A 23,624-nucleotide genomic window follows, 5' to 3' on the forward strand; every position below is an offset into this window, starting at 1 on the left:
AACGGTCGGTACCCACCGGGTTTCGGTAGGCGACGACCGTTGGTCGTCGCTCCTTTCTTACGGGCGCAGTTCGACGCCGATGGCGTCGGCGGCATCACGCGCGATGGCGCGTGCTACGTCAATGGTTTCCGCGCGCGCCAGGGTCACGCCCACGCGGCGATGGCCGTGCACGCTCGGCTTGCCGAACAGGCGCACGGCGGTGTCCGGCATCTGCAGGGCGGCGGCGACGTTGTTGAAGTACGGCACGCCCTCGCCGTGCGCCAGCAGCGCGCACGAGGCCGACGCGCCGCTCTGGCGGATCACCGGAATCGGCAGGCCGAGGATGGCGCGCGCGTGCAGCGCGAACTCGCTCAGCTCCTGCGATACCAGCGTCACCAGGCCAGTGTCATGCGGGCGCGGCGACACTTCGCTGAACCACACTTCGTCGCCCTTCACGAACAGCTCCACGCCGAACAGGCCCCAGCCACCGAGGTCGTCGGTGATCGCGCGCGAGATCTCTTCCGCGCGCGCCAGTGCCGCGCTCGACATCGGCTGCGGCTGCCAGCTTTCGCGGTAGTCGCCGTCCTTCTGCAGGTGGCCGATCGGTGCGCAGAACGAGGTGCCGCCGGCGTGGCGCACGGTCAGCAGGGTGATCTCGTAATCGAAATCGATGAAACCTTCGACGATGCAGCGGCCGGCACCGGCACGGCCACCGGTCTGCGCGTACTCCCACGCCGGGGCGATGTCCGCCTCGCTGCGCAGGGTGCTCTGGCCCTTGCCCGAGGACGACATCACCGGCTTGACCACGCACGGCAGGCCGATGGCGGCCACGGCAGCACGGTACTCGGCCTCGGTATCGACGAAGCGGTACGGCGAGGTCGGCAGGCCCAGGGTTTCGGCGGCCAGGCGGCGGATGCCTTCGCGGTCCATGGTCAGGCGTGCAGCACGCGCGGTCGGGATCACCCGCAGGCCCTGCTCCTGTTCCAGCTGGACCAGGGTCTCGGTGTGGATGGCCTCGATCTCCGGCACTACCAGGTGCGGCTGCTCCTGGGCGATCAGCGCGCGCAGGGCCATCGCGTCCAGCATGTCGATCACGTGCGAGCGGTGTGCGACCTGCATCGCCGGCGCGTCGGCGTAACGATCGGCGGCGATCACCTCCACGCCCAGCCGCTGCAGCTCGATGGCCACCTCCTTGCCGAGTTCGCCCGAGCCCAGCAGCAGCACGCGGGTGGCGGAGGGGGACAACGGAGTTCCAAGCTTGGCCATGGCAGTTCCAGCAGCGATGTGAAGGCGGGTGGGCATTCTAGCTGGCCGGGCACCCGGGCCATGGCATCCGACGAACGGTAGTCGACAAGTGATATCACTTTGATATCTTCACCTTGAACCCTCAAGGACGTACCGCCATGAAAGAGAAGTCGCTTGCCTCCCTCAACGGCCTCGGCACCCTGGCCGGATCCCTGCTGGCTGCGCTGGCCGGCGGGGCGCTGTTCGTGCTGGGGGTGGCGGCCAAGGCCAGCACCGGCTCGCCCAACCTGCTGCTGATGCTGGCCGGCGTGCTGGTGGTCGCTGCCGCGGTCTTCATCCTGGCCGGCCTGTACACCATCCAGCCCAACCAGGCGGCCGTGCTGAGCCTGTTCGGCAAGTACGTCGGCACCGTCAAGGACAACGGCCTGCGCTGGAACAACCCCTTCTACGCCAAGCGCCGGGTCAGCCAGCGCGTGCGCAACTTCGAGAGCGGCAAGCTGAAGGTCAACGAGCTGGACGGCAGCCCGATCGAGATCGCCGCAGTGATCGTCTGGCAGGTGGTCGACGCCTCCGAAGCGGTCTACAACGTGGACGACTACGAGAGCTTCGTGCACATCCAGTCCGAATCCGCGCTGCGTGCGATGGCCACCAGCTATCCCTACGACCAGCACGAGGACGGCCAGCTGGCCCTGCGAAGCCACGCCAGCGAGATCTCCCAGCACCTGAAGAACGAGCTGGCCGAGCGCCTGGCCGATGCGGGTGTGCAGGTGATCGACGCGCGCATCAGCCACCTGGCCTACGCCGCTGAAATCGCCCAGGCGATGCTGCAGCGGCAGCAGGCCAACGCGGTGATCGCCGCACGCACGCGCATCGTGGCCGGTGCAGTGGGCATGGTCGAGATGGCCCTGGCCGAACTGCATAAGAACGGCGTGGTTGAACTGGACGAGGAGCGCAAGGCGCACATGGTCAGCAACCTGCTGACCGTGCTGTGCTCGGACCGCGGCACCCAGCCGATCGTCAATGCCGGCTCGCTGTATTGAGCCACACTCGCAACGGGGCGCCCCACCGCCCCGCCAGGAGCCCCCATGAGTGAGAAGAAAGCCTATCCGCTGCGCATCAACGCCGAGGTCCTGGCCGCGGCGCAGCGCTGGGCCGACGACGAGCTGCGCAGCCTCAACGCGCAGATCGAATACGTGCTGCGCGACGCCCTGCGCAGGGCAGGACGCCTGCCGAAACCCACGCCATCGCCGGAGGACAAGGAATGAGCACGCGCTGGAGTTACCAGACCATCGAAGTGAAGACCACGATGATGGGCACCCTGAAGGCCGAGGACATCCAGAGTGAACTGACCCGCCAGGGCCAGCTTGGCTGGGAACTGGTCAACGTCATCATCCCGGCCCCGATGCGCCCGGCGATGCTGGTGTTCAAGAAGGAGGCCTGAACCATGGGCGGCAGCGACCCCAATCCCTTTGACGTGGCCGAGAGCTCGCCGCTGCGCGTGCTCTGGATCGTGCTGCCGCTGCTGGCTGCCTTCGTGGCCTGCCTGTACGCACAGCTGTACAAGGCACCGGCAGGCGCCCCCTGGATCGAAGTGACGCTGTCGCCGCCCTGGTTCCGGATGGGCGGCAGTGCGGCATGGAGCCTGATCGTCATCGCTGTACTCGCTGTCGGGCTGGGAGCCGCATTCTTCCGCCGCCGCGTGGCGCTGGCCGGCAACGTGCTGGACGTGCGCTCGACGATGTATCGGCGGCGCGTGCCGGTGGCGCAGCTGCGGCTGGACCAGGCCGAGGTGGTCGACCTGCAGCGTGACCGCCGCTACGGCATCCGTGTCAAAACCAATGGCTATTCAATGCCGGGCTTCTACTCGGGCCACTTCCGCCTGCAGGGCGGCGGCAAGGGCTTCGCCCTGGTCACCGACCGTGCGCGCGTCCTCGCCCTGCCGGTCAGTGATGGCAGCACGCTGCTCAGCGTGGACCGGCCGCAGGCCCTACTCGATGCACTGCGCAAGGTGGCCGCGTCGGCGCCACGGCAGTAAGCTGCGGCGATGCAACGACGCGCCCCCCTGCTGATCAATACCGAGGCCATCGAGCTGTGGCCCGCCCACCTGCTGCGTGCACGCAGCAACCTGGATGCACGCCTGCTGTCGCAGGCGCACTGGGTGCTGCGGCGCAAGCGCGATGGTCGCTACCTGGCGGCGGTACTGGCGCAGGGTGTGCACGCCATGGTGCCGCGCCTGCAACGCGAGCCCGGGGTCGAGGAAGCACTGGCGCTGCTGGATGCCGCGGCAGCGCGGCCCTTCGCCGCCGGGCTGGAAGAACAATGGCTGCCGCTGGCCGGGTTGCAGCAGCGCCTGCAGCAGCTTGGCCTGGATGCACAGCGCTACGCGGACGGCAGCGGCTTGCCGCTGGAATCCGAACCGTGCCTGCTGCACTTCGCCGGTCGCGACCGCTTCGCCCGCCCGTTGTGGCTGCGCCGTGGCGCCGCGCAGGGCTGGCGGCGGATGCAACTGCACGCGGCACAGGACGGAATTGCGCTGGACGCGATCTCCGGCTTCCGCAGCCATGCCTACCAGCTGGGCATCTTCGAACGGAAGCTGGCGCGCGGCTTGAGCGTGGCAGAGATCCTGAAGGTGAATGCCGCACCGGGGTTCAGCGAACACCACAGCGGCCACGCGCTGGACATCGGCACGCCGGGCGACGCGCCGGCCGAAGAATCGTTCGAAGCCACCGACGCGTTCGCGTGGCTGCAGGCCCATGCCGGTGAACACGGCTTCCATCTGAGCTACCCCCGCGACAACCCGCACGGAATCGTCTACGAACCGTGGCACTGGTGCTGGAAGCCGGCCAACGGCTGAGCCCCTCGTGGCGAAAGCCTGGGGCAATCAGTGCATGGCCGCAGGATGGAACAAGAGAGCAAAGACAAAAGCGGGTCGCTTCGCTCGAAGCCGAGCATGGCTCGGCTCTACAGAAGCTGACGGCGCAGCGGTGTCGTGCTTGGCCGATCTCCGCTGCCGTCACCGCCTCAACGCATTGATCCCCAGCAACACCCATCCGGCCATCATGCTGGTGCCGCCAATCGGTGCCATCCGCGTCGGCCACTGCCACAACGCGCCGCCCACCAGGCTGCCGGAAAACAGCAGCACTCCCAGCAGCAGCAAGTACAGCGCCAGGTGCGCGATCGCTCCCTGCGCGCGCGGTCCGAGCGCCACCAGTACCGCACCATGCGCGAACGCATACAGCGCCGCCATGTTCAGATGCTGCTGCGCCAGCGGGTCGGCCACACCGTGCGAGGCGTAGGCCGACAGGCCGATCGAGACGGCGGCCAGCAGCGCACCCAGGCAGGCCAGCAGCGAAGGCTTACGTGCGCGACGTTCGAGATTGAACATGTGGGCTCCTTGCGCAGCGCCCTTGCCGGGCGCCAGATGAAAAAAAAACGCGCCGCAATGAGCGGCGCGTTTTCGTGTCCAACACTACATGGGTCAGCCGAAGCTTACTTGACGGCCCAGTAGATGTCGTAGGTACCTTCCGGGGTGAACGACTTGTCGATGCCGTCCTTCCAGGTTTCGTACGGACGGTCGATCACTTCGTTGCCGGAAGTCACGGCCCAGGCACGCAGACCGTTGCGGGCCACGTCCAGACCCGCCATGTGGCCGGTGTAGGCGGCATGCGCCGAACGGTGCGGAGCCACATGCACGTACTTGACCGGAGCGCCACCGTCGATCTTGACGGTCAGCTCTTCAGCGGTGGCACCTTCAGCACCCTTCTTCTTCACCGGCTGGGCGATGTCGAAGGCGTACTTTTCCTGACCGAAGTCGGTGGTGATGATGCGGAACGGACCGGCGGCTTCAAGGCCATTGGCCTCCATCACGCGCTTGATCCACTCCTGGTTGTCCTTGATGGACTTGGTGATCGTGTCCTGACCACGGTCCACGTTACCGGCGTTGACGACCAGCAGGTCTTCAGCCGGCACGTCGACGATGCCCAGATCGGTCAGCGGGGCTTCCGGGGTGCGGTAGTCCACGTTCGGGACGGTGGCCAGCATGTTGGCCATGCGCGACAGACCCATCTTGATGTCGTCGCCGATCTGGCGGCTGACATACAGGCCTGCATAACGGCCGAACAGGTCAAAGCCGTACTTCACCGAGTAGTCCTGGGTGATCTTGACGTTGCGGCCACCCTTGCCGGTCGGCTCCAGCGTGAAGGTGGTGATCTTGTCGTGACCCTTGGTGGCGTCATCGATGGCGATCGCAACACGCTTGTTCTCTTCGGCTTCGGTGATCTTCCAGGAACCGGTGCCCAGGTCCTTGGAGGTGAAGTCGAGAGTGGCACCGACGCCGGAGGCCGGGCCGGACAGCTTCAGTTCAACGGCGGGATCGCGCAGTACCAGCGGGTTCCAGTCCTTGAAGCGGCGCAGGCTGCTGACCGTGTCGTACACGATCGTCATCTTGCGGTTGGTCTCGATGCTTTCGGTGATGTGACGCTCGCCCGGCAGACATACGCCAATGATGACGAACAGGCCAGCCACGATCCCCAAGGCGATCAGGAACTCGATAATACGGGTCATTCAGAGAGTCTCCGGGGCCGATCCCACGGCCGGGTTGATTGAAGCGAAGCGCCAATCCTAGCAGGCTTCGCGGGCATTGTTTATCGGGATTGGCGCACCGGTTTCCCTGCCGGCTGCGTATTTGTATGGACAAAGAATTCGAAGGGTACCGCATACCGATACCCGTGAAGTAGGGGGCAACCCCACCCGAGGGCCATGCCTGGGCCTCAAGTCATTGTCCTGAAAAGGTTTTCCTCAGACCAGCTGAAGCTCGAACGCCTTCAGTACGGCACGCGTACGGTCGCGCACGCCCAGCTTGGACAGGATGTTGGACACGTGGTTCTTGATGGTGCCTTCGGCCACACCCAGCGAATTGGCGATCTCCTTGTTGGAGAAGCCACTGGCCATCAGGCGCAGGATCTCGGTCTCGCGGTCGGTCAACGGGTCCGGCCGGTCCAGGCTGACGAACTCGTTGCGCATGTGCTCCAGGCCGGACAGCAGGCGCTGGGTCACGGCCGGCTGCACCAGCGAACCGCCTTCGGCCACGGTGCGGATGGCACCGACCAGCTGCGCCAGGGTCACGTCCTTGAGCAGGTAGCCCTTGGCACCGGCCTTGAGCCCGGCCAGCACCAGCTGGTCGTCGTCGAAGGTGGTGAGGATGATGGTCGGCGGCAGCTGCTCCTGGCGCGACAGCACCTGCAGCGTCTCCAGCCCGGACATCACCGGCATGCGCATGTCCATCAGCACCACGTCGGGACGCACCTGCGGTATCAGCTCGACCGCCTGCCGGCCATCGCCGGCCTCGGCCACCACCTCGATACCGTCGTCGAGCGCCAGCAGGGAGCGGATTCCCTGCCGCACCAGGGTTTGGTCGTCGACCAGGCAGACGCGAATCATCAACGCACTCCTTCAGGAACCTTGGTAAGGGTGGCCGCCAGCACCGTTGCCGGCACCGTCGCCCGCAACCGGAAGCCTTCACCGGGGCGGGTTTCGACCTGCAGCTGGCCACCACATTGTTGCAGGCGCTCGCGCATGCCGCGCAAGCCATTGCCCACATTGACCATATCCGCGCCGACACCGTCGTCGCGGGCCTCCACCACCACCCGGTCGGGGGCTTCACGGTACACCTTGATCCACAGGTGGCGGGCGCCGGCGTGGCGCACCGCGTTGGTGATGATCTCCTGGGTGCAGCGCAGCAGCACGTGGGCCCTCTGCGGGTCCTCCACGTTCAGCGGATCCTCGATGTCCAGCTGGATGTCCAGCGAAGGCACATTCTCGGTCAGCGGGCGCAGTGCCGCGGCCAGATCGATGGCGCCGGTCTCACGCAGCTGGCTGACCACCTCGCGCACGTTGCCCAGCAACAGCTTGGCCAGGGCGTGCGAGCGCTTCACATGGTCCAGCGCCTGGCCCTCGGCCAGGTGGCCGGCCACTTCCAGGTTCAGGGTCAGCGCAGTCAGCTGATGCCCCAGAAGATCGTGCAGCTCACGCGAAATGCGGGTTCGCTCATTGACCCGGGCGCTTTCGGCCAGCAGGGCGCGGGTGGCGCGCAGCTCCGAATTGAGCCTTCGCTGCTCGTCGCGGGCCTGGGTCTGCTGTCGCGCGACAAGGCTGGTCACGAAGATGAACATGGAAAAGCCGCCATACAGCAGCGATTGCATCACGGCTTCGAACAGCGGGAAGTGCAGCAGCATGTAATAGACCGGGGCCACCGCCAGCTGGCTGACCAGCAGCCACAGCACGCACAGGCGCGCCGACAGCATCCACGGAATGACGCCGGCAGCCACCATCATCAGGATGCTGCCAAGGCCGGAACCACTGAGGTAGCTGACGCCGAGCGCCGAAACCGTCAGCAGCAGCAGCAGGCCGCGGTCCAGCCAGGTGGTGTGACTGTCGCTGTCGCTGCGCAGGAGGCGGGTCAGCCAGTAGTACGCGGCGCCGAAGGACAGGTAGGCGACGAACAGCAGGATCGCCCAGCTGCCCATATCGCTGCGGCTGTGCAGGTTCTCGAACTGCGAGTACGCCAGTGGCAGGCCGACCATGACCCAGGTAAACAGGCCGGCCAGACGGAGGACGCGGGTATGGCTGAGGACTCCCAACATGCCAGCACTCTACGGGCCCGGCCTGCGTCGCGCACTCCCACGGAAGTCATGCATCTGCGGCCCCCTGTTCATGCCGCAGCCCACCCCGGGCATGCAATAATCGTGCGCAGGGTCCAATTTGACGGACCAACCGCGTTACCCCACGGAGTCACAATGTCGATTGTCATCCGCGACGTGCGCGAGCACGAGCTCGATTCCGTCCTGGCTTTGAACAACAACGCTGGCCTGGCCATCCTTCCCCTGGATGCGGCCCGCCTGCGCCTGTTCTACGAAACCGCTGAGTATTTCCGCGTCGCCGAGCGCGACGGCAACCTGGCCGGTTTCCTGATCGGCTTCGGCAGCGACAGCCAGCACGACAGCAGCAACTTCGCCTGGTTCAAGCAGCAGCTGGACACCCCGTTCTTCTATATCGACCGCATCGTGGTCGCCAGCCGCCGTCGTGGCGGTGGCGTCGGCCGTGCGTTCTATGCCGACGCGCAGAGCTTCGCCGAGCTGCGCTACCCGCAGATGACCTGCGAAGTCTTCCTCGACCATGGCGCCGATGCCGCCCTGCTCTTCCACGGCAGCTTCGGCTTCCGCGAGCTGGGCCAGAACACCATGCCGCAGGTCGATGTGCGCGCCAGCATGCTGGCCAAGGAACTGTGCAGCTACCCGTGGGTCCAGGAGACCTACGGCGGCAAGCTGCCGGATGTGGCATGGACACGTGCCCGGCAGCTGCCGGCACAGGCACAGCGGCCGACGGGGACCTGAGCGTGGCGGTGAATTTCGATTACGAACAGGCCGGTGAACTGAAGATCGGCCAGGTGGGCGTCGCCAACCTGCGCATCCGCACCCTTGATGTCGAGCGCCTTGTGCAGGAAATGCGTGAACGCGTCACCCGTGCGCCGAAACTGTTCGGCCGCGCGGCGGTGATCCTCGACTTCGGCGGCCTGAGCCAGGTGCCGGACGTGGCTACCGCGCAGGCGCTGGTCGATGGCCTGCGCAGTGCCGGCGTGCTGCCGGTGGCGTTGGCCTATGGCACCAGCGCGGTCGACCTGCTCTCGCAGCAGCTCGGGCTGCCCCTGCTGGCCAAATTCCGCGCCCAGTACGAGCGTGCCGAGGCCGAGCCGGCTCCGCCGCCGTCCGCGCCTGAACCGCGTCGCGCGGCCCGTGCCGAACCGAAGCCGGCGCCGGCCACGCCGGTGGCCAAGGTCGCCGACGCCGCCGCACCGCAACCCGGCCGCATGCAGCTGGGCAACGTGCGTTCGGGCCAGCAGCTGTACGCTGAGAACTGCGACCTGACCGTGATGGCCACCGTCGGTGCCGGCGCCGAAGTCATCGCCGACGGCAGCATCCATATCTACGGCACCCTGCGCGGCCGCGCGCTGGCAGGGGCCCAGGGCAACACCGCGGCACGCATTTTCTGCCGTGATTTCCATGCGGAACTGGTGGCCATTGCAGGCCACTACAAGGTACTGGACGATGTCCCGGACAACCTGCGCGGCAAAGCCGTGCAGGTGTGGCTGGAACAGGACCAGATCAAGATCGCTGCGCTGGACTGACGCAGCTCCAAACTCATGCAGAACCAGGAGAAGTCCTTTGGCTGAAATCATCGTAGTCACCTCCGGCAAGGGCGGCGTCGGCAAGACCACTTCCAGCGCGAGCCTGGCCTGCGGCCTGGCACGGCGCGGCAAGAAGGTGGCGGTGATCGACTTCGACGTCGGCCTGCGCAACCTCGACCTGATCATGGGCTGCGAACGCCGCGTGGTGTACGACTTCGTCAACGTCGTGCACGGCGAAGCGACCCTCAAGCAGGCCCTGATCAAGGACAAGCGCTTCGAGAACCTGTACGTGCTGGCCGCCTCGCAGACCCGCGACAAGGACGCACTGACCCAGGAAGGCGTGGGCAAGGTCCTGAAGGACCTGGCCGCCGACGGTTTCGATTACATCATCTGCGATTCCCCGGCCGGCATCGAGAAGGGCGCCTTCCTGGCGATGTACTTCGCCGACCGCGCCGTGGTGGTGGTAAACCCGGAAGTGTCGTCGGTGCGCGACTCGGACCGCATCATCGGCCTGCTCGATTCGAAGACCCACAAGGCCGAGTCCGGCCAGGACGTGCCGGCCTTCCTGCTGCTGACCCGCTACACCCCGCTGCGCGTGGAAAGTGGCGAGATGCTCAGCATCGCCGACGTCGAGGAAGTGCTCGGCCTGAAGGCGATTGGCGTGATCCCCGAGTCGGGTGACGTGCTCAACGCCTCCAACAAGGGCGAGCCGGTCATCCTGGATGTCGAGTCCGCTGCCGGCCAGGCCTACGACGACGCCGTCGCGCGCATCCTCGGCGAAGAACGCCCGATGCGCTTCACCAACGTCGAGAAGAAGGGCTTCTTCAGCAAGCTGTTCGGAGGGTAAGCATGGGCCTGTTTGATTTCCTCAAAGCGAAGAAGACCACCGCCGAAACCGCCAAGAACCGCCTGCAGATCATCATCGCGCAGGAACGCAGCAACCGTGGCGGCCCCGATTACCTGCCGCTGCTGCAGCGTGAGCTGCTGGAAGTGATCAAGAAGTACGTGAACATCGACGTCGATGCGGTGAAGGTCGACCTGGTGAAAGATGGCCAGCACGACGTGCTGGACATCTCCGTGGCGCTGCCTGAAGGCCCGGACAAACCCTGATCTCCTGCCCCGCCCGTGCCTGCATGGGCGAGGCTGCCCAACCGCATGACCGATACGACAACCGCCGTGGACATCACCTGCGTGGGCGACATCGCCTTCGCCGATGCGCAGCGCCTGCTCGCCGCGCATGGCCTGCGGCTGCACCACGTCGCGGCCGGTGAAGCGATTCCCGGCAGCTACTGGGGCGAGCCCGAGGCCGGCATCATCGCCAGCAACGTGTATGTGCGCGACGACACTCCCGTGCATTCGATGCTGCACGAAGCCTGCCACCTGATCGTGCTGCCGCCGGAGCGGCGTGCGCGGGTGCATACCGACGCCACCGACTCGGTGGCCGAGGAAGATGCCACCTGCTACCTGCAGATCGTGCTGGCCGGGCAGCTACCGGGTGTTGGCACTGCGCGGCTGATGGCCGACATGGATGCCTGGGGGTATACGTATCGGCTGGGATCCACCAAGGCGTGGTTTGAACAGGACGCCGAGGATGCGCGGGCGTGGTTGATCGAACGCGGGTTGCTGCAGGCGGCGTAACCGCCATCCACGCATGGCGTGGATCTACTGCAGAGCCGAGCCCATGCTCGGCTGCTCTTCGCTGTCACGAGCGCGAATGCAAAGCCAGAAGCAGCCGAGCATGGGCTCGGCTCTACAGGATCACCCCTGCCCGGCCAGCGCGCGCAGGGTAATACCGACGATGTAGGCCAGGTACGTGCCGGTCGCATAGCCCATCGTGCCCAGCAGCACGCCCACCGGCGCCAGCGCCGGATGGAACGCGGCCGCCACTACCGGCGCCGAGGCCGGGCCACCGATGTTCGATTGCGAACCGATCGCGAAATAGAAGAACGGCACCTTCAGCAGCTTGCCCAGGCACCACAGCAGCACGATGTGCACGGCAATCCAGATCAGGCCGAGCAGGAACAGCCACGGGCGATCCAGCAGCGCCAGCAGATCCATCTGCATGCCGATGCAGGCGATCAGGAAATACAGCAGCAGCGAGCCCAGCCGCGAGGCGCCCGCCCCTTCCAGGGTACGTGCACGGGTGAAGCTCAGGCTCAGGCCCAGCGAGGTCGACAGCACCACCACCCACACGAATGGCGCATCCAGGCTGAACTGCGAAGCCCAGCTGACGTTGGCCTTGAACCACGCCGCCAGCGGCGCGCCGATGGCGTGCGACAGGCCCACGCCACCGAAGGCCACCGCCACGATCAGCATCAGGTCGGTAAGGCTGGGAATGCGCTCGTGCTCGGCCTGGAAGCGCGCGATGCGCTCCTTCAGTTCATCGATGGCCGAGGTATCGGCGCCGCTGCGTGCATCGATCTTCGCGGCGCGCCCGGCCAGGAAGATCAGTGCCGCCATCCACACGTAGCCGACACCCACGTCGACCACCGCGAACTGGCCGAACGTGGTGGCGTTGACGTCGAACACTTCGCGCATCGCCAGCATGTTGGCGCCGCCACCGATCCAGCTGCCCGCCAACGCGGCCATGCCGGCCCAGGTGTCGCCGGCCACGGTTTCCGGATGCACCGCGCGCATCAGCAGGAAGGCCACCACCGCGCCGAGCATGATGCTGGCCGATGCGCCCAGGTACATCAGCACCAGCTTCGGGCCCAGCCGCAGGATGCCCTTGATGTCCACCGCCAGCGTCAGCAGGATCAGCGCCGCCGGCAGCAGGATGTCGCGTGCGATCGGGTTGTAGAGCTTGGTGTTCTGGCCATCGATGAGGCCGACGGTGTTGTAGATGCCGGGAATCAGGTAGCACAGCAGCAGCGCCGGCACGAACGTGTAGAAGCGCTTCCACAGGCCCTGCTCGCGCGAGGCGGTCCAGAACACGGCGCCGAGGGTGGCGGCGATCAAGCCGAAGACGACGATGTCGTTCTGGATCATGCAGGTGCTCTTGTAGAGCCGAGCCATGCTCGGCTGCTGTTGGCGAAGGTGTGCCGACCAACGGTCGGCACCCACCGGCGGGAACATCGGCACCCACCGTCGAAAACAAAAGCGCCGCCCCGAAGGGCGGCGCTGCAGTCATCAGTTGCCGATGTGCTGCTTCAGCCAGGCATTGACGGTGTCATGCCACAGGATGCTGTTGTTCGGCTTCAACACCCAGTGGTTCTCGTCCGGGAAGTACAGGAACTTCGATTCGATGCCCTGGCGCTGTGCAGCGGTGAACGCAGCCAGGCCCTGCTCGACCGGAATGCGGAAGTCCTGCTGGCCGTGGATGACCAGGATCGGCTTCTTCCAGTCCGCCACGTGGTTGACCGGGTTGAACTTCTCGTAGTTCGCGGCCTTCTGGTACGGGGTACCGCCCTGCTCCCACTCGGTGAACCACAGCTCTTCGGTGGCGTAGCCCATCATGCGCTGGTCGAACACGCCGTCATGGTTGACCAGGCACTTGAACGGGCTGTTCCAGTTGCCGGCGATCCAGTTGACCATGAAGCCACCGTAGCTCGCGCCCAGCGCACAGGCCTTGTCACCGTTGAGGAAGGAATACTTCTTCAGCGCCGCGTCCCAGCCCTTCTGCAGGTCTTCCAGCGGGCGGTCGCCCCAGTGCTGGCTGATCGCATCGGTGAAGGCCTGGCCATAGCCGGTGGAACCGTGGAAATCGATCATCACCACCGCGTAGCCCTGGCCCGCGTAGGTCTGCGGGTTCCAGCGGTAGCTCCAGCCGTTGCCGAAGCTGCCCTGCGGACCGCCGTGGATCAGGAACGCGACCGGGTACGACTTGCCTTCCTGGTAGTTGTGCGGCTTGACCACGTAGCCGTGCACGGTGTCGTTGTTCCAGCCCTTGAACTCGAACTGTTCGTAGTCACCGAAGGTCACGTCCTTCAGCACCTCGCCAGCAGCCGGGGTCAGCGCGCGCAGTTCGCCGATGGCTTCGCCCGCGGCCGGCAGCAGGCCGACCAGTACCTGGTCGTTGCTCTTCAGGCTGTTGCGGGTGATGGCCACGCTGTTGCCGGCCACGTCGACAGCAGTAACGCTGCCATCGCCAATCAGCTTGGTGGCCTTGCCGCTGGCCACGTCGATCTGGAACAGCGGGTGTTCGCCGAGGTCATCGGCAGTGGTGTAGATGCTGGCACCGTCGGCGGACAGGGCGATGCCGCCAGCCGAACGATCCCACTGCGGGGCGATCTCGCGCGTCTTGCCGCTGGCAACGTCCATCGCCATCAGGCCAAAGCGATCGGCTTCGAAGCCCGGGCGCTTCATCGCACGGTAGAACAGGGTTTTGCCGTCGGCGCTGAACACCGGGCCGGCATCCCAGGCCGGGTTGGACGCGGTCAGGTTGACCGGTGCCTGCTTGCCTGCGGCGTCGAAGCGGTACAGGTCGAAGTTGGTCGACCATGGCTCCTGCTTGCCGGCCACACGGATGCTGGCCACCACGCTGGCACCATCCGGCGACCACGCGAAATCATCGTTGCCACCGAACGGCTTGGACGGCGCGTCGCCATCGATGGTCGCGCTCAGTGCAGAAGCGCCCTTGACCGCGCCGGCCTTGGCCGACGGCAGCGGCGCCACGAACAGGGTATTGCGGCGGCCGTCGTTCCAGGTATCCCAGTGGCGCACGAACAGCGAATCGAAGACCTTGCCGCTGGCCTTGGCGCCGGCCACGTCCTTCAGCTTCTTCTCGGTGCACGCCAGATCCGAGGCGCAGGCCTGGAACACGCCGGCGCTGAACAACACGCGGTCGTCCTGCGGCGACACGTGGTAGCTGTCCACGTCCACCGGGAAGTCGGTCAGCTGGCGCGGAGCACCGCCGCAGATCGGCTGCGCGTAAAGCTGCTGGCTGCCGTTCTTGGCGCTGAGGAAGTACACGGTCTGGCCATCGGCCGACAGCGATGCGGAGTTGACGTTCCAGCCAGCCGGGGTGATCTGCTTCGGCGGCGCCGCATCGCGGGTGCGCAGGTTGCGTGCGAACAGCGCGGTGGAGGCCTTCAGGTTGGCGTCGACGCTGCGCTTGGCGAACACCACGGTGCCGCCGTCAGCGGTCAGTACCGGCGCGGAGACGCGGTCCATGGCCACCATGTCGCGGACTTCCAGGCCACGGGCAGCGGCAACGCTGGGCAGGGCGGCCAGCAGGCTCAGTGGCAGCAGGGCATGACGCAGTTTCATCGGGGTCTCCGCAGGACGGCAAAAAACCGATGTTAGGCCCGTGCGGCCGGGGCTGCCAAGGCCATCGGTCATGCCTGTGGGCGGCAATCGCCAGAAACAGCAAACCGCGCCGTAGCGCGGTTTGTGGGGACACGGGGGTCGGATCCGATTCCGGCGGAATCGGCTCTGACCCCAGACGCTGTCAGCGTGGGGTCAGAGCCCTTCCCTCCGGGAAGGGATCCGACCCCCTGCATTACGCCTTGGCGTACTTGCCAGTGCGGTAGATCAGCCAGCCGACCAGGAACAGCACGGCCAGGCCGATCCACTGTGCGCCCGGCAGGTGGAACGGCACGGCCAGCACGTCTGCGCGGCTGCTGACCACGATCGGAATCGCGATGGCGATGCCCATCAGCGCCTCGCCGGTGATCAGGCCGGCAGCGAACAGCACGCCCGGCTTGTGCACGCGGTCGCGGCCTTCTTCGTCATCGGCGCGCACCTTGTGGAAGCGCTCCACCAGGTGGGCAATCAGGCCACCGAGGAAGATCGGCACCATCAGTTCCAGCGGCAGGTAGATACCGATGGCGGCGGCCAGCACCGGCACGCGGAAGCGTGCGTTGCGCGACTTCAGCCAGCTGTCGAAGGCGATGATGGCGGCGCCGACCACGGCACCGATGCCGATGAAGGTCCACGGCAGTTCGCCACCGAACAGGCCCTTGGCCACCGAGGCCATCAGGTTGGCCTGCGGTGCAGCCAGCGCGTTCGGGTGCAGCTCGGACTTCACGCCGATGCCGTAGGCGGTAGCCAGCAGGTTCAGCACCGGGGCCATGATCAGTGCGCACGAGAACGCACCGATGCCCAGCATCAACTGCTGCTTCCACGGGGTGGCGCCGACGATGTAGCCGGCCTTGAGGTCCTGCAGGTTGTCACCGCCGACCGCCGCAGCGCAGCACACCACCGCGCCGATCATGATCGCAGCCACCGCACCCAGCGGCGCACCGCCGGCACCGACCGGCTTGAGGCCATCGGCGCCCAGCAGCACCACCAGCACGGCCGAGGCGAACAGGATGGTGGAGATGGTGATGCCCGAGACCGGGTTGTTGGACGAACCGATCAGGCCGGCCAGGTAGGCCGAGACCGACACGAACAGGAAGCCGGCGACGATCATGATGAGGGTCATCGGGATCGACACGTGCCACTGGCCGACGATGGCCTGGTACAGGGCCAGCAGCGGCAGCACGAAGACCACCAGGGCCACCAGCATCCACTTCATCGGCAGGTCGCGCTCGGTGTGCGCCAGCACCGGGCCGCCGCTCTTGCGGGCGGCGGCAAAGCCGCTCTTGACGCCGTTGAGCAGCGACTTGCGCAGCGAGATCAGGGTCCAGATACCACCGATCAGCATCGCGCCGACACCCAGGTAGCGCATCTTCGCACCCCAGATGGCAAACGCGGCTTCGGTGGACGAAGCGGTGGCGACCGACGCGGCCAGTGCCGGATCGGTGTTCATGAAGAACGCCTGGTAGATCGGAATGGCGATGTGCCAGGTCAGGATCGAGCCGGACACCACCACGATGCCGACGTTGAGGCCGACGATGTAGCCCACGCCCAGCAGTGCCGGCGACAGGTTGGTGCCGATGAAGGCGGTGACCTTGGAGCTGCCGACGTAGGCCGAAGTGGCCCAGGCATCGGGAATCAGGCGCATGCCGCTTTCCGCGGCCAGCTTGACGAAGGCACCGATCACCGCCGACAGGCCGAGGATCTTCAGGCCCGGGCCCGGGTTCTCACCGGCCTTGAGCACTTCGGCCGCGGCCTTGCCTTCCGGGAACGGAAGCGGGTCTTCGACGATCATCGAACGGCGCAGCGGCACCGAGAACAGCACACCCAGCAGGCCGCCAAGGCCGGCGATGCCCAGCACCCACCAGTACTTGAAGTCCGGCCAGTAGCCCATGATCACCAGCGCCGGAATGGTGAAGATCACACCGGCGGCGATCGACGAGCCGGCCGAAGCGCCGGTCTGCACGATGTTGTTTTCAAGGATGGAGCCACCGCCCAGCAGGCGCAGCACGCCCATGGAAATCACCGCGGCGGGAATGGCGGTGGCGATGGTCAGGCCTGCGAACAGACCGAGGTAGGCGTTTGCGGCCGACAGCACCACCGCCAGCACGATGGCCAGGGCCACTGCGCGGAAGGTGAGCTGCTTGGGCGCAGCGTCGTGGTTCATGGAAGCCCCTGCTGGCAAAAAATCCCTGCCACGCTAGCGTTCAGGGGGCGGCAAGTCCAGTGCGGTTGGTACCGGCTGGCAAGCCCTCGCCCAGCGCTGCGCCCTAGCAGGCCCCTGGCCCCTTCAGATGTGTCGTGTTTGACCAAGTTGTGCACAGGGCACCGGTGCGTCGGAGCGGGGGGTCCCTTGACCCCAATCCCCCGACGCCCCCGGCCCATCGGGCGATGCGCGCCAGGCGAGGGGGTTTGCGACCCAGCACCTGCTTGAGTCGATTCCCGGAATCCAACACCGTGCACTGCCACCAACACAACGTCGGCAAGGAGACCGCATGGCAGACGCACCATTGATCACGATGATGCGTGCCCTCCTCGTTGCAGCGGGCGCGATGCTGTGCCTGCTGCTGGGTATAGGCAACGTCAACGCCTACAGCGGGTTCGGCACCGCGGTGATCGAGGATCGGGAAGGAATACCTTGTTTCGGCCTGCCGCCGCGGGCACTGGAATGGGTCCGATCGCCCCGTATCCTGCAAGCGGTGATCGTGTATCACCACGACACGGTGAAGGCATGGTCGTTCATGTACGACCTGACTCCCGTAGAGCCTTTGGCACCGGGCCAGTGCATCGTCTACGGCGATCTGCCAGCCTCGGCCACGCTGCGCACTTCTCCACAGCCATTGATTCCTGCAACCTTGTACGAGGTCTACCTCAACGCTCCCACCAATGGCCCAATCAGGGGCTACACGGCGAAGTTCTGCCTGAAAGCTGCGCCTGACGGATCGACTCGGGTGATCCCCATCAGGTACGACAAGCGGACGGGTTGGAGCGCAGCTGTCTGCCAACCCTGACGGGCTACGCAGCAGAACGTTATGTTATATCCTGTCACGCCGGTCGAACATCCCACGTGGCCTCTTCCCCCTCCCTCCGCCTTGCCTCCATCGACCAGCTGCGCGGCACCGTGATGCTGTTGATGTTGCTGGACCACGTGCGCGAGACCTTCTTCCTGCAGCACCAGGTGAGCGACCCGATGGACGCGGCGACGGTCTCCCCTGCGCTGTTCGCCTGCCGTCTGCTGGCCCACCTGTGCGCGCCCGTGTTCGTCCTGTTGACCGGTCTTTCGGCCTGGCTGTACGGCCAGCGCCAGGCGGATCCGCGCCGGGCCACGTCCGCCTTCCTGCTCAAGCGCGGCCTGTTCCTGGTCGTGCTGGAACTGACCCTGGTGAACTTCGCCTGGACCTTCCAGCTGCCGCCGGACACGCTGTACCTGCAGGTGATCTGGGCCATCGGCCTGAGCATGATCGCGCTGGCCGGCCTGTTGTGGCTGCCCCGTCCCGTCCTGCTGGTGGCCGCGGTCGCGGTGGTGGCCGGGCACAACGTGTTGGATGGTGTGCGGACGGAAGGCAACGGGCCGCTGCCGGTGCTGTGGAAAGTGCTGCATCAGCGCGACTGGATCGAGGCCGGTGCGCTGCGCCTGCGCACGTCCTATCCGCTGCTGCCCTGGATCGGGGTGATTGCGCTGGGCTACCTGATGGGGCCGTGGTTCGGTCGCGAGCGCGCGCCAGAGCAGCGCCAGCGATGGCTGCTGTGGGCAGGCATCGGTGCGCTGGCCCTGTTCGCGCTGCTGCGGTTCGCCAACCAGTACGGGGATGCACCGTGGCAGTACCAAAGCAGCACGCTGCGCACATGGATGAGCGTGTTCAACATCACCAAGTACCCGCCGTCGCTGCAGTTCCTGCTGTTGACCCTGGGCGTGGGGCTGTTGCTGCTGCGCCTGTACGAATGGCCGCCACTGGCGCGCGCACTGCGCCCGCTGGCCGATATCGGCGCCGCGCCGATGTTCTTCTACCTGCTGCACCTGTATGTGCTGAAGGGGCTGTACCTGGCCGCGCTGGCGATCGGGGGACCGACGCACGGTGACCTGTACGCCCTGGATTCGGTGGCCGGCCTGCTGCTGGTGGCCTGTGCGCTGGCGGTGGTGCTGTACCCGCCGACGCGGGCCTTCGCGCGGTTCAAGGCGCGAAGGCGTGACCTGGCGTGGTTGCGGTACCTGTGATCGCCCAGACCAGTCCGGCAATCCACGCATGGCGTGGATCCACTGAAAGCGGATCGGGCCACAGGCCTATAATTCCGCGATGAATTCCACCGCTATCGCTTCCGACGATTTCCTGGGCCACCCCAAGGGCGTCTACGTCTGCTTCTTCACTGAAATGTGGGAGCGCTTCTCCTTCTACGGCATGAAGGCGCTGCTGCTGCTGTACCTGACCAAATACCACCTGTTCGGCGACAAGGCCGGCCTGGACCTGCTCGGTGCCTACGGCGGCCTGGTGTACTGCATCCCGGTATTCGGCGGCATGCTGGCCGACCGCTGGCTGGGCATGCGCCGGGCGGTGCTGTTCGGCGGTATCCTGCTGGTGCTCGGCCACCTTGGCATGGCCTTCGAAGGCCACGCCGCGTACCGGGTGAACGGCGAAGTGGTGCGCGACACCTCGGCACTGGCGGTGACCTACCTGTCGCTGGCACTGATCATCATGGGCGTCGGCTTCCTCAAGCCGAACATCTCCACCATCGTCGGCAAGCTGTACGCCAAGGACGATCCGCGCCGCGATTCGGGCTTCTCGCTGTTCTACGCCGGCATCAACCTCGGCGCGCTGTTCTCCTCGCTGGTGTGCGGCTTCCTCGGCGAGGCCTATGGCTGGAAGTACGGTTTCGGAGCAGCCGGTATCGGCATGCTGGCCGGCCTGGCGATGTTCCTGTGGGGCCAGAAGTACCTGCAGGGCCATGCCGAACCGCCGCAACCGGCGGCACTGAAGCAGAAGGTGCTGGGCCTGCCGCGCGAATGGCTCATCTATCTGTGCGCGGTGCTCGGTGTGCTGCCGGTGGCGTGGCTGATGTGGGCCGCCGGCAATGGCGCATTCGCGCTGGGCGGTGAAATCAGCCTGGCGCTGATGCTGATGCTGGTGGTGCTGGGCGGCGTGCTGGTCTGGTTCGCCTGGTTCACCGGCAGCAAGTGCACGCCGGTGCAGCGCCAGCAGATGATCGCGCTGATGGTGCTGATCTTCATGGCGCTGGTGTTCTTCACGATGTACGAGCAGTCCTACGGCTCGTGGGTGACCTTCACCGACCGCCTGCTGACCAAGGACATCGTGCCCTCGCTGGTGATCACCGGCGGTACGCCGCTGCCGTGGTCGATCATCTCGCTGCTGCTGGCACCGCTGGGCTTCGTGGTCAGCGCGCGCCTGTCCGAACGGCGCCCGGGTTCGGCTGCGCCGCGCACGTTCTTCGCCGCCATCGTCGTGCTGATGCTGGTGCTGCTGGTGCGCGACTGCCTGGTGATCCCGCAGACCGCAGGCTCGCTGACCTACCTGGGCGGCCTGTTCCTGGTGCTGCTGGCACCGGCCTTCGCCGCACTGTGGACGTGGATGGACCGCCGCGGCTGGGAACCGGGCAAGCCGGTCAAATCGGCCTGGGGTCTGGTGATCGGCGCGCTGTCGTTCGTGCCGCTGGCACTGGCCGCACAGCAGGTCGGCGCTACCGGCGAGATGGCCAGTGTGTGGTGGCTGGTGCTGGCCTACTTCCTGCTGGCCAGTGGCGAGATGTGCCTGTCGCCGGTCGGCCTGTCGGCGGTCACCCAGTTGGCCGTGCCGCGGGTGATGAGCCTGATGATGGGCACCTGGTTCCTGGCCACCGCATTCTCGGAGACGCTGGCCGCGCTGTTCGGCAAGCTGGCCGCGATCGAGGTGCCGGAAGGCGAATCGCTGGACATGGTGGCCGCCGCCGGCGCCTATGCGCACCTGTTCTGGCTGCTGATGTGGATCGGCCTGGGCTGTGCGCTGGCCGCCTTCATTGCCGCGCCGCTGCTGAAGAAGATGATGCACGGGGTCAAGTAAGCCCGCTGCAGGCGAAATCCGGGGCGGCGGATCGATCATCCGCCGCCCCCGGCTTGTTCAGGGCGCGCTGCTCTTTTCCGCAGGCGTGGCCTGCGCGGCCACCTGTCCCCCCAGGCTGCGCGAGAGGAAGGCCAGCAACCTGCTGTAGTACGTGCGTTGATTGGCAGGAGAATAGAAACCATGCCCTTCGTTCTTGACGAACAGGGTTTCCACCGGCGAGCCGGCCTTCTTCAACGCAGCTTCCATGCGTTCACTGTGCACGATCGGCGCACGCTGGTCCTGCCCTCCCGCGGCCAGGAATACCGGCACCCGCACCTGCGCGGCCAGATTCACCGGGGAACGCTCTGCCAGATCCTTGGGCGATCCCAGCCAGTTGCGCAGATAGGCCAGGCCTGACTCATCACTCTGGATGTCTCCACGGGCGTACATCAACGGCAGGTCGTAGATGCCGACGTAGCCTGCCGCGCACTGGTAGAGGCCCGGCTCGCGCACCGCCCCCATCATGGCCGCATAGGCACCGTAACTGGCCCCGTAGATGCAGATGCGGTTCTTGTCGGCCACGCCCTGTTCGATCGCCCAGCGCGTGGCATCGGTGACGTCATCCTGCATCGACAGTCCCCATTGCTTGCGCGCGGCCTGCATGTGGGCCCGGCCATAACCGGAAGAGCCGCGGAAATTCACCTGCAATACCGCGTAACCTGCCGCCGCCAGCATCTGCGCCTCGGCGTCATAGGCGCCGTCGTCGGCAACACCGATCGGACCTCCGTGCGGCACCACCACCATCGGCAGCGCACGGGCCTCGCGGCCGTGCGGGACGGTAAGGAAGCCATGCAGCGGACGCCCATCGCGCGCCTTCAGGCTGATCGGACGCACCTCCGCCGCCAGCGCGGGGTCGATCCAGTCGCTGCGGCTGATCAGGTGCCGTGCACTCTTGCCAACCGTGTCATAGAGATAGAAATCGCCCGGATTGCTGCCTGACCAGGTTTCCACCAGCACCGTCCTGCCATCGCGCGTGCTGGAGGTGATGTAGGCCGCTCCGCCCAGGCCCGCTTCGAGGCTGCGGTAAAGGCGGGCTTCGTTCGAGGCGTCATCGAAGAATGCCGTTCGCGGCGTACTGCCAAGGAACAGTGCCCCGACCGGCACGCGGCTGCCGGGGCGCCGGATGATGCGCGCCGGGTCGGCGCTCTCATCGCGCAGCACGGTGCGTCGTTCATTGCTCTGGGGGTCCCAGCTGACAATGGCATCGGGTCCGTCTGCCTGCTCGACCTGCAGGTACGCCAGGCGACCGTCGGCCGAGAAGCCGAGGGGCAGCTCGATGCGCTTGCTCAGGGATTCATCGTTGAGCAGGATCCAGTCGCTGTTGCTGCCTGTGCGGTAGTAGAGCTTCTGCGTGCCATCGGTAACGACAGCGCGCGCGAAACGCACCTCGCCCTGCTCATCGATCGTGAAGTCCGCATCGGGGATGGGAGCCCGTGCCACCGCGTTGCGGCGACCGGTGATCACATCCATGCGCTCGACCTGGGCATGCGAACTGCCGACCAGCGGGATCACCGTCACCAGTGCGTTGCGATCGTCATCCTTGAGTTCGTCGCTGAGGTACGCGGCCACCAGGCCTGCCGGTTTGACCTTGATGTTGGTGCCCAGGCTCTGGTCGGCAACCCGGTAACCCACCAGCAGCTCGCCGCCCTTGCCGTTGGCATTGATACCGAACAGTTCGCCGGTCGGCGTCGGCCGGTCCAGCACGCCGAACTTCTGTGCCATGCCCACCAGCAGTCGCTCGTTGCTGACCCAGTCGAAGGTGTGGGCGTGATCGTTGCGGGGCGGGCGGAAGCTGCCGACCATCTTCATGTCGGCAATGCGATAGATCGCCAAGGCGGTTCCCGCCTCCAGCGGAACCGTCGCGGCGATGTACTCGCCCCCCGGCGAAATCTTGATGTCGGTAAACGACTCCTGCCGCAGATAGCGATCCAGGTCCAGCGCTGCGGCCGATGCCCCACCCACAACCGCTCCCAACAGTACAGCCAGCACAATCCTGCGCATCCTTCCCCCATGGAAAACCGGACACCCTGTCCGGATGCACGATTCCAGGCACGTGACCGATTGCCGCGCCACATCGGCAGAAAAAACGACGGCACCGTTGCCGGTGCCGTCGTTACCACTACCTTGGAGAGAGAGTCAGGACGTGGGTTCGGGGGGCGTGCGCCGGGTCAGTGGACCCCGCGCACCGCCAACGTGAGGGCCAGGATGCTGAGGATCACGGCAATGGTGCCGTCGAGCACGCGCCAGGTACTGGGCTTGGTGAACAGCGGCGCCAGCAGGCGTGCACCCAGGCCCTGCGCGGTCAACCATAGGCAGCTGGCGGTGACCACGCCAGCGGCGAAGGCCATGCGGGCGTTGCCGAAGTTCTCGGCGATCGAACCGATCACCATCATGTCCAGCCAGAAGTGCGGGTTGATCAGCGAGAAGCCGACCGCGGCCATCAGCACCGCGCGGCGGCTGCCGTCGTCACTGTCGGCCTCGCCCATGCCACCGCCACCGGCGATCGCACGGCGTGCCGACTTCATTGCGTACCAGGCCAGGAACGCGACACCCGTCCACAGCACGGCGGTGGTCAGCCACGGCAGTGCCGAGGTGAGCGTGCGCAGGCCGGCCACGCTGGCGAAGATGAAGATCGCATCGATGGCCGCACAGGTGGCAACCACCGGCACGATGTGCTTGCGCAGGATGCCCTGGCGCAGAATGAAGGCGCTCTGGGCCCCGACCACGGCGAACAGGCCGATGCCGGTAGCTGCACCAGAGAACCAGGCACCGAGGCCGGTGCTGGCGGAGATGACCGAGAACATGGGATTCACTGCCTTTACTTGCTTGGGGGGACGGTGCCTCGCGAAGGCGGACAGCACCGGAACGGGCGTCATTGTCGCGCCGCAACA

Annotated in this window: 23 protein-coding genes; 13 read left to right on the forward strand and 10 right to left on the reverse strand. The window is 66.3% G+C overall.

Going from position 1 to position 23,624, the window contains the following annotated elements; all coding sequences use genetic code 11:
* Positions 1-57: 57 nt before the first annotated feature.
* Positions 58-1,245, reverse strand: coding sequence for a formate-dependent phosphoribosylglycinamide formyltransferase (gene purT / locus N5D45_RS11890; RefSeq protein WP_057502693.1), 1,188 nt, complete (start codon positions 1,243-1,245; stop codon positions 58-60).
* A 137-nt stretch (positions 1,246-1,382) separates the two neighbouring features.
* On the opposite strand from purT, the gene N5D45_RS11895 reads away from it, so the two are divergent.
* The 5 genes from N5D45_RS11895 to N5D45_RS11915 are packed head-to-tail and all read left to right on the forward strand — an operon-like array spanning position 1,383 to position 4,078.
* A complete protein-coding gene (locus tag N5D45_RS11895) occupies positions 1,383-2,264 on the forward strand; it encodes an SPFH domain-containing protein (RefSeq protein ID WP_057502692.1) in 882 nt (293 codons plus the stop codon).
* A gap of 45 nt (positions 2,265-2,309) precedes the next feature.
* Positions 2,310-2,489: a hypothetical protein gene (locus N5D45_RS11900; RefSeq protein ID WP_010483358.1), complete on the forward strand. Its 180-nt coding sequence runs from the start codon at positions 2,310-2,312 to the stop codon at positions 2,487-2,489.
* Positions 2,486-2,665 carry a DUF4177 domain-containing protein gene (locus N5D45_RS11905; RefSeq protein WP_010483360.1) on the forward strand — a complete coding sequence of 60 codons (180 nt, stop codon included), beginning with the start codon at positions 2,486-2,488 and terminating at the stop codon, positions 2,663-2,665. The genes N5D45_RS11900 and N5D45_RS11905 overlap by 4 nt, the downstream gene beginning before the upstream one ends.
* Before the next feature lie 3 nt (positions 2,666-2,668).
* On the forward strand, positions 2,669-3,259 hold the full coding sequence (locus tag N5D45_RS11910) for a PH domain-containing protein (protein WP_279939008.1): 591 nt from the start codon (positions 2,669-2,671) through the stop codon (positions 3,257-3,259).
* Between the two features lie 9 nt (positions 3,260-3,268).
* Positions 3,269-4,078: a M15 family metallopeptidase gene (locus N5D45_RS11915; protein WP_057502690.1), complete on the forward strand. Its 810-nt coding sequence runs from the start codon at positions 3,269-3,271 to the stop codon at positions 4,076-4,078.
* A 159-nt stretch (positions 4,079-4,237) separates the two neighbouring features.
* Here the strand turns inward: N5D45_RS11915 and N5D45_RS11920 are convergent, their stop codons facing one another.
* The 4 genes from N5D45_RS11920 to N5D45_RS11935 form a co-directional block, all read right to left on the reverse strand.
* Positions 4,238-4,609 (reverse strand): DUF423 domain-containing protein, encoded by a 372-nt coding sequence (locus tag N5D45_RS11920; RefSeq protein ID WP_057502689.1) that lies wholly within the window; start codon positions 4,607-4,609, stop codon positions 4,238-4,240.
* 104 nt (positions 4,610-4,713) lie between these two features.
* Positions 4,714-5,787 (reverse strand): SRPBCC family protein, encoded by a 1,074-nt coding sequence (locus tag N5D45_RS11925; RefSeq protein ID WP_021203110.1) that lies wholly within the window; start codon positions 5,785-5,787, stop codon positions 4,714-4,716.
* 234 nt (positions 5,788-6,021) lie between these two features.
* On the reverse strand, positions 6,022-6,663 hold the full coding sequence (locus N5D45_RS11930; protein ID WP_279939009.1) for a response regulator transcription factor: 642 nt from the start codon (positions 6,661-6,663) through the stop codon (positions 6,022-6,024).
* On the reverse strand, positions 6,663-7,865 hold the full coding sequence (locus tag N5D45_RS11935) for a sensor histidine kinase (protein WP_057502687.1): 1,203 nt from the start codon (positions 7,863-7,865) through the stop codon (positions 6,663-6,665). Before N5D45_RS11935 ends, N5D45_RS11930 begins: the two co-directional genes overlap by 1 nt.
* A 153-nt stretch (positions 7,866-8,018) precedes the next feature.
* Between N5D45_RS11935 and N5D45_RS11940 the strand changes: the two genes are divergently transcribed.
* Genes N5D45_RS11940 through N5D45_RS11960 form a run of 5 tightly spaced genes read left to right on the forward strand, consistent with a single transcriptional unit; the run spans position 8,019 to position 11,044 of the window.
* Positions 8,019-8,615: a GNAT family N-acetyltransferase gene (locus tag N5D45_RS11940; protein WP_010483371.1), complete on the forward strand. Its 597-nt coding sequence runs from the start codon at positions 8,019-8,021 to the stop codon at positions 8,613-8,615.
* Positions 8,561-9,406, forward strand: a complete 846-nt coding sequence (minC, locus tag N5D45_RS11945) for a septum site-determining protein MinC (RefSeq protein WP_049455603.1) — start codon at positions 8,561-8,563, stop codon at positions 9,404-9,406. Before N5D45_RS11940 ends, minC begins: the two co-directional genes overlap by 55 nt.
* Positions 9,407-9,443: 37 nt before the next feature.
* Entirely contained in the window at positions 9,444-10,253 is an 810-nt protein-coding gene (gene minD, locus N5D45_RS11950) for a septum site-determining protein MinD (protein WP_010483375.1), read from the forward strand.
* Between the two features lie 2 nt (positions 10,254-10,255).
* Positions 10,256-10,516, forward strand: coding sequence for a cell division topological specificity factor MinE (gene minE / locus N5D45_RS11955; RefSeq protein WP_004148073.1), 261 nt, complete (start codon positions 10,256-10,258; stop codon positions 10,514-10,516).
* Positions 10,517-10,561: 45 nt separating this feature from the next.
* Positions 10,562-11,044 carry a hypothetical protein gene (locus N5D45_RS11960; protein WP_057502711.1) on the forward strand — a complete coding sequence of 161 codons (483 nt, stop codon included), beginning with the start codon at positions 10,562-10,564 and terminating at the stop codon, positions 11,042-11,044.
* Between the two features lie 120 nt (positions 11,045-11,164).
* Here the strand turns inward: N5D45_RS11960 and N5D45_RS11965 are convergent, their stop codons facing one another.
* The 3 genes from N5D45_RS11965 to N5D45_RS11975 form a co-directional block, all read right to left on the reverse strand.
* The gene (locus N5D45_RS11965; protein WP_029550672.1) at positions 11,165-12,394 is read right to left on the reverse strand and encodes a DUF819 family protein; all 1,230 of its coding nucleotides are present in this window, start codon (positions 12,392-12,394) and stop codon (positions 11,165-11,167) included.
* Positions 12,395-12,535: 141 nt separating this feature from the next.
* Entirely contained in the window at positions 12,536-14,614 is a 2,079-nt protein-coding gene (locus N5D45_RS11970) for a S9 family peptidase (protein WP_279939012.1), read from the reverse strand.
* Between the two features lie 232 nt (positions 14,615-14,846).
* Positions 14,847-16,811 (reverse strand): oligopeptide transporter, OPT family, encoded by a 1,965-nt coding sequence (locus tag N5D45_RS11975; RefSeq protein ID WP_010483387.1) that lies wholly within the window; start codon positions 16,809-16,811, stop codon positions 14,847-14,849.
* A gap of 328 nt (positions 16,812-17,139) precedes the next feature.
* On the opposite strand from N5D45_RS11975, the gene N5D45_RS11980 reads away from it, so the two are divergent.
* The 3 genes from N5D45_RS11980 (at position 17,140) to N5D45_RS11990 (ending at position 20,694) form a co-directional block, all read left to right on the forward strand.
* A complete protein-coding gene (locus tag N5D45_RS11980) occupies positions 17,140-17,655 on the forward strand; it encodes a hypothetical protein (RefSeq protein WP_021203104.1) in 516 nt (171 codons plus the stop codon).
* Between the two features lie 56 nt (positions 17,656-17,711).
* Positions 17,712-18,860 (forward strand): heparan-alpha-glucosaminide N-acetyltransferase domain-containing protein, encoded by a 1,149-nt coding sequence (locus tag N5D45_RS11985; RefSeq protein WP_279939014.1) that lies wholly within the window; start codon positions 17,712-17,714, stop codon positions 18,858-18,860.
* 79 nt (positions 18,861-18,939) lie between these two features.
* On the forward strand, positions 18,940-20,694 hold the full coding sequence (locus tag N5D45_RS11990) for an oligopeptide:H+ symporter (RefSeq protein ID WP_019336990.1): 1,755 nt from the start codon (positions 18,940-18,942) through the stop codon (positions 20,692-20,694).
* A 57-nt stretch (positions 20,695-20,751) separates the two neighbouring features.
* Here N5D45_RS11990 and N5D45_RS11995 read toward each other — a convergent pair whose 3' ends face one another.
* Together N5D45_RS11995 and N5D45_RS12000 are read right to left on the reverse strand one after the other, a co-directional pair.
* Positions 20,752-22,734 (reverse strand): S9 family peptidase, encoded by a 1,983-nt coding sequence (locus tag N5D45_RS11995; RefSeq protein ID WP_279939015.1) that lies wholly within the window; start codon positions 22,732-22,734, stop codon positions 20,752-20,754.
* Positions 22,735-22,901: 167 nt separating this feature from the next.
* Complete coding sequence (locus N5D45_RS12000; protein ID WP_005408523.1) at positions 22,902-23,537, reverse strand: LysE family transporter; 636 nt, start codon at positions 23,535-23,537, stop codon at positions 22,902-22,904.
* Positions 23,538-23,624: the final 87 nt, after the last annotated feature.

The sequence above is a fragment of the Stenotrophomonas sp. GD03819 genome (genome assembly GCF_029841665.1).
Lineage (GTDB): Bacteria > Pseudomonadota > Gammaproteobacteria > Xanthomonadales > Xanthomonadaceae > Stenotrophomonas > Stenotrophomonas geniculata.

Excerpts from the sequence above, each read along its gene's own strand:
- purT (WP_057502693.1), bottom strand. The coding sequence starts at position 1,245 with ATGGCCAAGCTTGGAACTCCGTTGTCCCCCTCCGCCACCCGCGTGCTG.
- N5D45_RS11895 (WP_057502692.1), top strand. The coding sequence starts at position 1,383 with ATGAAAGAGAAGTCGCTTGCCTCCCTCAACGGCCTCGGCACCCTGGCC.
- N5D45_RS11900 (WP_010483358.1), top strand. The coding sequence starts at position 2,310 with ATGAGTGAGAAGAAAGCCTATCCGCTGCGCATCAACGCCGAGGTCCTG.
- N5D45_RS11905 (WP_010483360.1), top strand. The coding sequence starts at position 2,486 with ATGAGCACGCGCTGGAGTTACCAGACCATCGAAGTGAAGACCACGATG.
- N5D45_RS11910 (WP_279939008.1), top strand. The coding sequence starts at position 2,669 with ATGGGCGGCAGCGACCCCAATCCCTTTGACGTGGCCGAGAGCTCGCCG.
- N5D45_RS11915 (WP_057502690.1), top strand. The coding sequence starts at position 3,269 with ATGCAACGACGCGCCCCCCTGCTGATCAATACCGAGGCCATCGAGCTG.
- N5D45_RS11920 (WP_057502689.1), bottom strand. The coding sequence starts at position 4,609 with ATGTTCAATCTCGAACGTCGCGCACGTAAGCCTTCGCTGCTGGCCTGC.
- N5D45_RS11925 (WP_021203110.1), bottom strand. The coding sequence starts at position 5,787 with ATGACCCGTATTATCGAGTTCCTGATCGCCTTGGGGATCGTGGCTGGC.
- N5D45_RS11930 (WP_279939009.1), bottom strand. The coding sequence starts at position 6,663 with ATGATTCGCGTCTGCCTGGTCGACGACCAAACCCTGGTGCGGCAGGGA.
- N5D45_RS11935 (WP_057502687.1), bottom strand. The coding sequence starts at position 7,865 with ATGTTGGGAGTCCTCAGCCATACCCGCGTCCTCCGTCTGGCCGGCCTG.
- N5D45_RS11940 (WP_010483371.1), top strand. The coding sequence starts at position 8,019 with ATGTCGATTGTCATCCGCGACGTGCGCGAGCACGAGCTCGATTCCGTC.
- minC (WP_049455603.1), top strand. The coding sequence starts at position 8,561 with ATGGACACGTGCCCGGCAGCTGCCGGCACAGGCACAGCGGCCGACGGG.
- minE (WP_004148073.1), top strand. The coding sequence starts at position 10,256 with ATGGGCCTGTTTGATTTCCTCAAAGCGAAGAAGACCACCGCCGAAACC.
- N5D45_RS11960 (WP_057502711.1), top strand. The coding sequence starts at position 10,562 with ATGACCGATACGACAACCGCCGTGGACATCACCTGCGTGGGCGACATC.
- N5D45_RS11965 (WP_029550672.1), bottom strand. The coding sequence starts at position 12,394 with ATGATCCAGAACGACATCGTCGTCTTCGGCTTGATCGCCGCCACCCTC.
- N5D45_RS11970 (WP_279939012.1), bottom strand. The coding sequence starts at position 14,614 with ATGAAACTGCGTCATGCCCTGCTGCCACTGAGCCTGCTGGCCGCCCTG.
- N5D45_RS11975 (WP_010483387.1), bottom strand. The coding sequence starts at position 16,811 with ATGAACCACGACGCTGCGCCCAAGCAGCTCACCTTCCGCGCAGTGGCC.
- N5D45_RS11980 (WP_021203104.1), top strand. The coding sequence starts at position 17,140 with ATGGCAGACGCACCATTGATCACGATGATGCGTGCCCTCCTCGTTGCA.
- N5D45_RS11990 (WP_019336990.1), top strand. The coding sequence starts at position 18,940 with ATGAATTCCACCGCTATCGCTTCCGACGATTTCCTGGGCCACCCCAAG.
- N5D45_RS11995 (WP_279939015.1), bottom strand. The coding sequence starts at position 22,734 with ATGCGCAGGATTGTGCTGGCTGTACTGTTGGGAGCGGTTGTGGGTGGG.
- N5D45_RS12000 (WP_005408523.1), bottom strand. The coding sequence starts at position 23,537 with ATGTTCTCGGTCATCTCCGCCAGCACCGGCCTCGGTGCCTGGTTCTCT.